The following is a 10,548-nucleotide window of genomic DNA, read 5'->3' as shown; positions in this document are numbered from 1 at the left end:
GCGTCGCGGTCGCGCCGGGACCTCTGGGCCGCACCAGCCGGCCCAGAGGTCCCGGATCGTGACCGGCCGGCCGATCGGCACGGCGGCGAACGGAAGACGCGAACAGAACGGCGCCCCGGGGCAACTGCCCCGGGGCGCGTTCGGTGGTCAGCGGGTCACCGCTGCCAGGCGGGATCCCAGCCGGCCCGGTCGGTCGGGTCGCCCATCGCCACCACGACCTCGCGGGGACCGGTGTAGGCCTCGCGGCTGTGCGTCATCCGCAGGTTGTCGACGACCAGCAGGTCGCCGGCCCGCAGTGGCACCTGCACGGTGTGGCTGTCGTACACCGCGTTGATCTCTTCGATGACCGGCGCGTTGATGAAGCGGCCGTCGCCGTAGGCGGTGTCGACGGGCAGGCCGTGCACGCCGAACTCGCCGACCAGGTAGTCGCGGATGTCCGGGTCGAGGGTCCACCGGTTCAGGAACGCGATCTGGTTGAACCAGACCGGATCCGGTCGGCCGGCCGGGGTGACCACCGCGGCGCGTCGTTGCCGGGTGCGCAGCACACCGTCGGCACGCCATTCGGCGATGATGCCGTTGTCCCGGCAGTACGCCTCCGCCTCGGCCGGCTCGGTCGTGCCGAACGCCTCCTGCCAGGACAGGCCGGCCTCGGGGTAGAAGTTGCGGGTGAGCAGCCACCCGTCGCGGACGAACGGGGTGACGAGCGCGGTCGGCAGCGCCTGGGCGATCGCCGCGCCGTCGGCGAGGCCGATGGTCCCGCCGCTGTCCGCCGGCCGGAGGCAGCCGAACATCATCAGCTGCGGAATCGTCCGGGCGTAGCTGAGCTCGTGGTGCATGCACATGGGCAGGTCGCTCGCCCACACCGACGAGGAGTACACGCCGGGGGAGTGCTCGACCCGTTTGGCGAAACCCTCGCGCTCGACGGCCAGCTCGTCGGCGAGCGCGGTCGCGGCCGCGGTCACCTGCGCGACGTCGGCCAGACCGAGACCGCGCAGCAGGACCGCCCCGGATTCGGCCACTGTGGCACGGATCTCGGTCCGCCGCTGCTCGACCCATGCGCTCCCGGCGCCGTCCGGTGCCACCAGGACGGGCACCGCGCCGGGAGGTGCGTGCTCGGACCGGACAGCAGAACTCGTTCCGGTCGTCACTGGGGCCAACCGGTCGCGTCGGCGGGACGCTTGGTCATCGCGACGAGAATGCGACGGTCACCGGTGAAGGGCCGCCGGCCGTGTGACACCAGCACGTTGTCGATCACCAGCAGGTCGCCGGTCTCCCACGGCTCGGCCAGCACCGGCGGCTGGAACGCGGCGGTGATCGCGTCGAACTCGTCGTCCGTGATCGGGGTGCCGTCGCCGCAGTACGCGTGCCGGGGCAGGTCCTCGACGTCGTAGATGCTCAGCAGACTGTCGCGCACCGCGCGCGGCAGGTTGTTGACGTGGAACAGGTGCGCCTGGTTGTACCAGACGGTACGGCCGGTCAGCGGGTGGTCGATCACGGCGGGACGCCGCTGCGTGGTGCGCAGCATGTCGCCGGACCAGGTGGTGGTGATCTCGTTGGCGGCGCAGTAGGCCTCGACCTCGTCGCGGTCGGACGTCTGGAAGACCTCCTGCCAGGGCAGGCCGACCGCCTCGTGGTACGCCCTGGTGTAGATGACGCCGTGGGTGCTGAACCGCTCGACCACGTCCGCCGGAATGTTGGCGAGCACCGCCGCGCTGTCCGCGATCGGCGTCTCGCCGCCGGTCTCCGAGGCCAGGGCGCAGTAGAAGAAGACGTTGTCCGGCCAGTTGATCGAGTATGCGCTCTCGTTGTGCTGCGGGATCGACTGGTCGGCCGGGTAGTGGGTGGAGGTGTAGACCTTGCCGCTCACCACACTGCGCGGCGTGGAGCGCTCGGTGTAGTCGAGGGTGGGACCGCCGATGAGCTCGGCGACCCGGCCCAGGTGGGCGTCGTCGTCGGTCCGCACCTGCTTGACCATGACGGCGCCGTAGTTCAGCAGGGCCCTGCGGATGTCCGGGACGTGCTCCGCCAGCCACGCGTGCGGATCGCCGTCCGGGTGCACCCGGACCAACCGGGTGCCGTTGTGCTCGACGAGTTCGGCCTGCGCGCCGACATCGAGCGAGGCGAGTACGTCATCGGCCAGTTGTTGGCTGCTGGTCATGTGCTACCTCACTGCGATCTCGGTGACAAATCGCGCCAACTGTATGAGCCTTACGAGTTACCGATCCGGCGCATTAGAGGAATTGAAATTGAGCCGGGGCGACTTCCGGGTCCACTGATAGGAAGGCGTTGCCTCGGTCGATTGGCCGGGTACATTCCGGGAGGATCCAGATGGTTGACCATTCACTGAGTGAGCCGATGCCGATGCCGACCGAGGGCGAGCCGGTGCTGGTCAGTTGGGCCAACCGCATGCGCGACCGTAACCCGGTCGCGTACGACGAGCGGACCGGAATGTGGGGACTGTTCCGGCACGCCGACGTGCAGCGCATGCTGACCGACTACGGCACTTTCGCGGCCGACTTCGGCGAGTACGCCTCGGGCGACTCGGCGTTCAGCGTCGGCAACCTGACCACGATGGACCCGCCGATGCACAGGCGTTACCGCGGCCTGGTGGGCCAGGCGTTCTCCCGGGAGGCGGTCGCGGCGCTGGAGCCCCGGATGCACGAGGTGGCCCGGGAGCTGCTCGACGCGGTCGACGACCAGGAGCGGTTCGACCTGGTGTCGGCGCTTGCCTACCCGATGCCGGTGATCGTCATCTCCGAGATGCTGGGCGTGCCGACAAGCGATCGTGACCTGTTCCGCACGCTGACCGAGAGGATCTTCGACCCCCGGGCGATGGACGACCCGAGCGCCGGGCCCGGGCTCTCGCCGCAGGAGCGGGTCGCGCCACTCGGGGAGTACTTCCGGGAGCACGTTCGGGACCGGCGTAAGACGCCGCGGGACGACATGATCAGCGGCCTGGTCCGCGCCGAGGTCGAGGGGCAGCGTCTCCAGGACGAGGAGATCGTCACCTTCCTCATCATCCTGTTGCTGGCCGGTCACGTCACCACCACCCTGCTGCTGGGCAGCACGGTCCGGGTGCTGCACGAGCAACCCGGGCTCGCCGACCAGTTGCGGGCCGACCGGACCGCGATCCCGCCGGTGCTCGAGGAGGTGCTGCGCTACCACCCGCCGTTCACCATCGCGGCCCGGCTGACGACCACCGACGTCGAGGTCAACGGGGTGACGATTCCGGCGCACAAGCCGGTCACCGCGTGGCTCATCGGGGCCAACTTCGATCCCGAGGCGTTCGAGTCGCCGGAGCGGTTCGACCCGCAGCGCTTCGTCGGGACGAACGTCACCCGGCACTTCTCCTTCGGCCATGGCGTCCACTTCTGCCTCGGTGCCCCGCTGGCCCGGATGGAGGGCCAGATCGCGCTTCAGCACGTGCTGGACCGGTACGCCGACATCCGGCTCGACGAGGAGCGCCCGTTGGAGTGGTTCCCCAACCCGGGCATCAACGGGGCACGGGTCCTGCCGGTGGTGGTCAAGCGGGCCTGAGCCCGGCTGTGGTTCAGTGCGTCGGCTGCTGCTCCCGGACCCGGCGGCGCACGGCGGCCAGCATCGAGATGCGGGTCAGTCCGCTGCCGGCGCGGATGATCAGCAGTAGAACTGGAACTTTCGGCGGGACCCGGGGTCGGTCAGCCCGACCCGGGTCTCCGTCGTCAGTTCGCCATCCGCGAACCGGAAATTGAAGGCGATCTTGGAGAACCCGGGCTCGGCGAAGGTGCGGAACGCCTCCGCGTCCAGGTTCTTGTGCGCCGGTCCGTCGCCGCGCATCGGGCTGATCGCGCCGAAGACCAGCTCGTCCGAGGCGCGGGCGAGCGCCCCGTCGAGACCGCCGAACGTGTCGATCAGGGGCTTGTCCGCAGGCAGTTTGTTGCCGACCAGGCCGGACAGCGCCCGGGCCAGGGACGCCTCGGCCCAGGTGACCTCGGTGACGGCGGTCATCACCCGCTCCACGTCGGCGTCGATGCGCAGCCGGTGATGCTCGTGCACGTCCCACTCGGGGATGAACTGGTCCAGCAGTGTCACGGTGGCAGGTTTCGACATGGTCCCAGTCTGTGGCGGGGTGGGCTCCGCCATCGATCGTTGATAAAGCTTCTCGAACTGGCGTAGCCGGAGATTTTCACCGTTGCTTGACTTTCTCCGCCAGCCCCCTACTCGCAACATGAGGTGAGTGTGCGATGTCCGATCTGGGAAGTGGCAGTCTGCCCCTGACCGCCGCGCAAACCGGCATCTGGCTGGCGCAGCAGGTGGCGCCGGACAATCCGCTCTTCAATCTCGTGGAAGCGATCGAGATTCACGGCCCTGTCGATCCGGACGTGTTCGAACAGGCGCTGCGTCAGGTGGTCGCCGAGGTCGACGCGCTGCGGGTCCGAATCGTCGTCGACGGCGACGAGGCCCGGCAGCGGGTCCTGCCCCGGATGGACTGGGCCTTGACCCGCCTCGACCTCAGCGAGCACGCCGACCCGCGAGCGGCGGCGTGCGCGTGGATGTCGACCGCGTCGTCCGCGCCGGTCGACGTGTTGACGGGTCCGCTGTTCTCGTTCGCGCTGCTGCGTACCGGCCCGGAGTCGTCGATCTGCCACATGCGACTGCACCACATCATCCTGGACGGTTACAGCGCCGCGCTGATCCTCAGCCGCGCCGCGGCGGTCTACAGCGCCCTGGTCGTCGGCGAACCGGTCCCACCCGCCCCTGCCGGCGGGCTGCGCGACCTCGTGGAGTGGGACGCCGACTACCCGGACCCGGTGAGGGAGCGGGACCGCGCCTACTGGGTCGACCGGTTCGCCGACGTCGACCCGCCGGCCAGCCTCGCCCCGCAGCCGGCCGGCCCGACCCGGGCACACCAGCGCAGCACCGGCGTGCTGGAGACCGTCGACGTCGAACGGGTGAAGGACGCGGCCCGGGCCAGCGGGGCTGCCTGGCCCACGGTGACGATCGCGGCGATCGCCGCCTATCTGCACCTGATGACCGGTCGCCGGGAGGTCGTGCTGGGGCTCGCCGTGACCGCCCGAACCGGCCCGACCTGCCGCACCGTGCCGGGCATGGTCTCCAACGCCGTGCCGCTGCTGCTGCCGGTGCCGCCGGGCACGACGATGCGCACGCTGATCGGGCAGGTCGCGGTGGAGCTGCGGCAGGCGCTCCGCCACCAGCGGTACCGCCAGGAGTGGCTGCATCGGGACCTCGGGCTGGTGGGGGAGCGCCAGCGCCTGTGGACGGTCGAGGTCAACCTGCTCCTGTACGGCGAGCAGCTCGCCTTCGGCGGGCATCCGGCCACGGTGCTGGCCAACGAGGTCGGCGCGGAGGACGACCTGATGGTGGTCATCGACGGGCGTGCCGGTACCCGCATCAACCTGGACCTGCACGCCAACGCCGCGATGTATCCGCCGGACGTGTTGGCCGAGCACCGCGACCGGCTGCTCACCGTGCTGCGGGACGCCTCCGGAGCCGACCTGGACCGACCGTTGACGGAGCTGGCTCTCGGCGCGCCGGTTCCGCCGCCGGCTGCCGTCGCGCAGGTCGCTCGGGCGGCGCGGCCAGCCCCCGGGCGTCGCCTCGGGCAGCGCCCAGGAGAAGACGCTGTGCCGCCTGGCCGCCGAGGTGCTGGGCCGACCGGCCGTCGAGCCCGAGGACGACTTCTTCACCCTCGGCGGCAGTCCCTGACGGCGATCCGGCTGGCCAGCCGGGTCCGCGCCGAACTCGGCGTCGAGCTGACCCTGCGCACCATCTTCGAGCACCGCACCCTCGCCGGCCTGGCCGCCTATCTCGCCGCCGAGGCGCCGAGCCGACCCACACCGCAGCCGATGGACCGACCCGAGCGGCTTCCGCTGTCGCTGTTGCAGCAGGGCCTGTGGTTCATCAACCGCACCGACGTGCGCAACGGCATGTACAGCACCGGACTCGCCCTGCGGCTCTCCGGGGACCTGGACCGACAGGCGGTCACCGCGGCGCTGACGGACGTCGTACGACGGCACGAGAGCCTGCGCACTGTCTACCCCGAGCACGACGGCCGGCCGACGCAGCACATCCTGGCGGCCGACGCGATCTCGCTGCCGGTCCCGGTGATCGAGGTCGACGAGAGCGGCCTGGACCAGGCGATGACCGAGCTGGTGGCCGTCGGCTTCGACCTCACCCACGACCTGCCGCTCAGCGGTCATCTGCTGCGGCTCGGGCCGGACGAGCACGTGCTGCTGATCGTCGTGCACCACATCGCGGCCGACGGCTGGTCACTGGCGCCGCTCGCGGGCGACTTCGCCAACGCGTACCGGGCCCGGGTGTCCGGCGCGGAGCCGGCGTTCGTGCCGCTTCGCCTCCAGTACGCCGACTACGCCCTCTGGCAGCGTTCGGTGCTCGGCAGCGAGGACGACCCGGCCAGCCCGCTGGCGCGACAACTCGGGTACTGGCGGGAGGCGCTCGCCGGCTTGCCGGAGGAGCTGTCCCTGCCGGTGGACCGCCCCCGACCGGCGAGCAACAGCTACACCGGCGGTACGGCTCGGTTCGAGATACCTGTCGAGACCCACCAGGCCCTGGTGGCCCTGGGACTCGGACGGCGGGCAAGTCTCTTCATGGTGCTACGCGCGGTGGTGGCGACCACGCTGACCCGGGTGGGCGCCGGCACCGACATCCCGCTCGGCATGGCGGTCACCGGTCGTTCCGACGACGCCCTCGACGACCTGATCGGCTGCTTCATCAACACCCTCGTCTTCCGCACCGACACGTCGGGGAGTCCGTCGTTCGCGGATCTGCTGTCCCGGGTGCGGGAGAACGACCTGGAGGCGTACGCCAACCGTGACGTGCCGTTCCACCTGCTGGTGGAGGCGCTCAACCCGGAGCGTGTCCTCGGCCGCAACCCGCTGTTCCAGGTGCTGCTGGACATCCAGGAGGCCAGCCGCACCGAGGTGTCGCTGCCCGGGCTGACCGTCCGCCCACAGCAGATCGACCCGCGTACCGCCAAGGTGGACCTGCTCTTCGGGTTCGAGGAGCAGACCGGCGACGGCGGCACGCCCGCCGGTATCCTGGGCCGGCTCGAGTACAGCCTCGACCTGTTCGACCCGGCCACCGCCGAGGCCCTGGTCCGTCGCCTGCTGCTGGTCGTCGACGCGGTGGTCGGCGACCCGGACCGGCCGATCGACGGCGTCGACGTGCTGACGCCCGGCGAGCGGCACCACCTGCTGGTGGAGGTCAACGACACCGCGCGGCCGGTACCGACCGCCTCCGTGGTGGAGCTTTTCGAGAAGCAGGTAGCCAAGACCCCGGACGCCCCGGCGTTGAGCTGTGGTGAGGTCACGCTCGACTACGCCGAGCTTGACCGGCGCGCCAACCGCCTGGCGCGGTTGATCCGGGCCTCGGGCGTCGGCACCGAGTCCCTGGTCGCGCTGGCGCTGCCCCGGTCGATCGACCTCGTGGTGGCGATCCTGGGTGTGCTCAAGGCCGACGGCGGCTACCTACCGCTCGACCTGAACCACCCGGCCGGACGGTTGGCACAGGTGCTCTCGGAGGCCCGACCGACGCTGGTCCTCACCCGTGACGACGTCGCCGGCCTGCCCGCGACCGGAGCGGAGACGATCGTCCTCGACGCGGCGGGCACCGTCGAACGACTGGCCGCCCTGCCCGACCGGCGGCCGGACCCCGCCGACGGCTCCGAGCGGACCGGCCTGTCGGGTACCGCCTACGTCATCTACACCTCCGGGTCCACCGGCCGGCCCAAGGGTGTGGTGGTCGAGCACCAGTCCGTGGCCCAGTACCTGCAGTACGCGCGGGAGCGGTACCCCTCGGTCGCGGGCGGCGCGTTGCTGCACTCGCCGGTGTCGTTCGACCTGACCGTCACCAGCCTGTTCGCGCCCTTGACCAGCGGCGGCTGGGTACGCGTAGGCGAGCTTGAGGAGCAGACCGGCGTCCGCCCACCGTTCGGCAAGGTGACCCCGGCGCACCTGACGCTGCTCGCGCTGGCCCAGGACGACCTGGCCCCGACCCGCGAACTGGTCGTCGGTGGCGAGCAACTGCTCGGGCCGGCGGTGGCGCAGCTGCGTCAGCGGTACCCGGACCTCACGGTGATCAACGAGTATGGTCCGACCGAGGCGACCGTCGGATGTGTGGTCTATCGGGCCGAGCCGGCCGCCCCGACGCCGCCGGGCGCGGTGCCGATCGGCCGCCCGACCTTCAACACCCGGCTGTACCTGCTGGACCCGGCCCTGCGCCCGGTACCGACCGGCACCGCGGGCGAGCTCTACATCAGTGGCCATCAGCTGGCCCGCGGGTACCTGCGCCAGCCGGGGGCGACCGCCGCGCGATTCGTCGCCGATCCGTTCGGGCCCGCGGGTGACCGGATGTACCGCACCGGTGACCTGGCCCGGTGGACCAACGAGGGGGAGTTGGTCTACCTGGGACGCGACGACGATCAGGTGAAACTCCGGGGTTTCCGGATCGAGCTGGGCGAGATCGAAGCCGCGCTCGCCGAGGTGCCCACTGTCGGCGCGGTAGCGGTCACCGTTCGGGAGGACCAGCCCGGCCTGCGCCGACTCGTCGGCTATCTGGTGCCGCGCGCCGGTGCGCGCATCGACCTCGACGCCGTACGCGAGCAGGTGGCCGCGCGGCTGCCGGAGTACATGCTGCCGGCGGTCCTGGTCGAGCTGGACGCCCTGCCGCTGTCCGGCAACGGGAAGGTCGACCGCGCGGCCCTGCCCGCCCCGCAGAACGAGCGGACACCTGGCGGTCGGGCCGTCGACGGTGCCGAGGAGCGCATCCTGCACACGCACTTCCGGAACCTGCTCGGCGTCGAGGACCTCGACGTGGAGGGCAACTTCTTCGAGTTGGGCGGCGACAGCATCGTGTCGCTCCAACTCGTTGCCCGGGCCCGGCAGGACGGCCTCGACCTGATGCCGAAGGATGTCTTCGAGCATCGGACGGTCGCCGCCCTGGCCGCCCTGGCGGTGCAACGGGCGAACGCGAAGCGGCAGGACCCGGCGGCAGCGGCCGTGCCGGACGACGACGACGCCGGACCGCTGCGACTCACTCCGATGGTGCACTGGCTGTTGGAACGGGGCGGACCGATCGACGGAATTCACCAGGCGGTCGTGGTGGCGACCCCCGCCGGGGTACGCGAGGAGCACCTGTCCGGCGCGGTGCGGGCGCTGCTCCGCCGGCACGGCGCGCTGCGCCTGCGCGCGTCGGCCAGCTCACCCGGTGACGTCACGCTCCGGGTCGAGGAACGCGATCGGGTGCCGGCGTCGCCGCTGGTACGCCGAATCGATGTCCGGGAGGTGCCGGAGGCGGCCTGGGCGGGCCTGGTGGAGGAGCAGGTCGGTCTGGCGGCCGGCCGGTTGTCGGTTACCGACGGGATCCTGCTCGACCTGGTCTGGTTCGACGGTGGTCCGGCGCGGCCCGGCCGGTTGCTGGTGGTCGCGCATCACCTGGCCGTCGACGGGGTCTCGGTCCGGCTCCTGCTGTCCGAGCTGGCGGCGGCGACCACCGCGCTGGCGACCGGTGCCCAGCCGGCGCTTCCGCCGGTCCCCACCTCGCTGCGTCGTTGGGCTGGTGGGCTCGACGATCGGGTCGTCCGGGCCGGCGCGGAGTTGCCGTTCTGGCGCGAGACGTTGCGGGGTCCCACCGTCCGGTTGACGGCCGTGGCGCCGGATCCGGAGCGGGACGTCGCCGCCACAGTGCTCCGCCACGACCAGACCCTCTCCGTGCCATTGACCACCGACCTGCTGACCAGGGTGCCGGAGGCGTTTCACGCGAGCGTCAACGACGCCCTGCTCACCGCGCTGGCGGTCGCGGTGGCGCGCTGGCGGGCCCGGCATGCGCTGCCCGGCGGTGCGCGCCTGCTCGTCGACGTCGAGGGGCACGGCCGCGACGGCCTCGCCGACGACCTCGACCTGACCGGCACCGTGGGGTGGCTCACCGCGATGTATCCCATTCGGCTGGACCCCGGTCCGGTCGACGTCGACGAGTTCCTCGCCGGGGGAGCGGCGGCCGGCCGGGCGCTGCGGACGGTCAAGGAACGCCTGCGGGACGTACCCGGTGGCGGCGTCGGCTTCGGGCTGCTGCGATTCCTGGACCCGGCGGCCGGGAAGGAACTGGCCGAGCTGCCGGCGCCGGAGATCCTCTTCAACTACCTCGGTCGGCTCGCCACCGGCGACGGCAGCGCACCGTGGGTGCCGCTGGCCGACGCCATGCACCTGAGTTCCGGAGTGGCCGACACCATGCCGGTGTCGCATCCGATCGAGATCAACGCCCTGGTCGAGGACACGCCGGACGGTAGCCGACTGACCGCCGCCTGGACGTTCCCGGCGGCACTGTTCGCCCGCGCGGACATCGAGGAGATCGCCGAGGACTGGTTCGCGGCGATCGAGGGCCTGGTCCGGCACAGCCTCGACCCGAGCGCCGGTGGGTACACCCCCTCGGACCTCGCCCTGGTCGACCTGTCCCAGGACGACATCGAGTCCCTGGAGGCCGAATGGCGCAGTCTCCAGTAACGCGATGAACCGGTCGCCCCGGCCTGCGAGG

The 10,548-nt window shown here is 71.4% G+C and carries 5 protein-coding genes; 2 read left to right on the top strand and 3 right to left on the bottom strand.

The features are described from left to right. Positions 1-155 precede the first annotated feature (155 nt). Positions 156-1,094 (bottom strand): TauD/TfdA family dioxygenase, encoded by a 939-nt coding sequence (locus JM949_RS02585; protein ID WP_203146851.1) that lies wholly within the window; start codon positions 1,092-1,094, stop codon positions 156-158. Positions 1,095-1,144: 50 nt separating this feature from the next. Then, on the bottom strand, positions 1,145-2,158 hold the full coding sequence (locus JM949_RS02580) for a TauD/TfdA family dioxygenase (RefSeq protein WP_203146850.1): 1,014 nt from the start codon (positions 2,156-2,158) through the stop codon (positions 1,145-1,147). 197 nt (positions 2,159-2,355) lie between these two features. On the opposite strand from JM949_RS02580, the gene JM949_RS02575 reads away from it, so the two are divergent. Next, positions 2,356-3,537, top strand: coding sequence for a cytochrome P450 (locus JM949_RS02575; protein WP_203146849.1), 1,182 nt, complete (start codon positions 2,356-2,358; stop codon positions 3,535-3,537). Between the two features lie 99 nt (positions 3,538-3,636). Here the strand turns inward: JM949_RS02575 and JM949_RS02570 are convergent, their stop codons facing one another. Then, positions 3,637-4,089 (bottom strand): hypothetical protein, encoded by a 453-nt coding sequence (locus JM949_RS02570; RefSeq protein WP_203146848.1) that lies wholly within the window; start codon positions 4,087-4,089, stop codon positions 3,637-3,639. A 134-nt stretch (positions 4,090-4,223) separates the two neighbouring features. Between JM949_RS02570 and JM949_RS02565 the strand changes: the two genes are divergently transcribed. Beyond that, positions 4,224-10,517 (top strand): non-ribosomal peptide synthetase, encoded by a 6,294-nt coding sequence (locus JM949_RS02565; protein ID WP_203146847.1) that lies wholly within the window; start codon positions 4,224-4,226, stop codon positions 10,515-10,517. Positions 10,518-10,548: the final 31 nt, after the last annotated feature.

The organism is Micromonospora tarensis, assembly GCF_016803395.1.
Taxonomy (GTDB): Bacteria; Actinomycetota; Actinomycetes; order Mycobacteriales; family Micromonosporaceae; genus Micromonospora; species Micromonospora tarensis.
The sequence above is the reverse complement of the archived record's forward strand: the minus strand, read 5'-3'. Positions and strand labels throughout refer to the sequence as shown.

What these genes read in the sequence shown, in the direction of transcription:
- JM949_RS02580 (WP_203146850.1), bottom strand. Translation starts at nt 2,158, where the DNA reads ATGACCAGCAGCCAACAACTGGCCGATGACGTACTCGCCTCGCTCGAT.
- JM949_RS02575 (WP_203146849.1), top strand. Translation starts at nt 2,356, where the DNA reads ATGCCGATGCCGACCGAGGGCGAGCCGGTGCTGGTCAGTTGGGCCAAC.
- JM949_RS02570 (WP_203146848.1), bottom strand. Translation starts at nt 4,089, where the DNA reads ATGTCGAAACCTGCCACCGTGACACTGCTGGACCAGTTCATCCCCGAG.
- JM949_RS02565 (WP_203146847.1), top strand. Translation starts at nt 4,224, where the DNA reads ATGTCCGATCTGGGAAGTGGCAGTCTGCCCCTGACCGCCGCGCAAACC.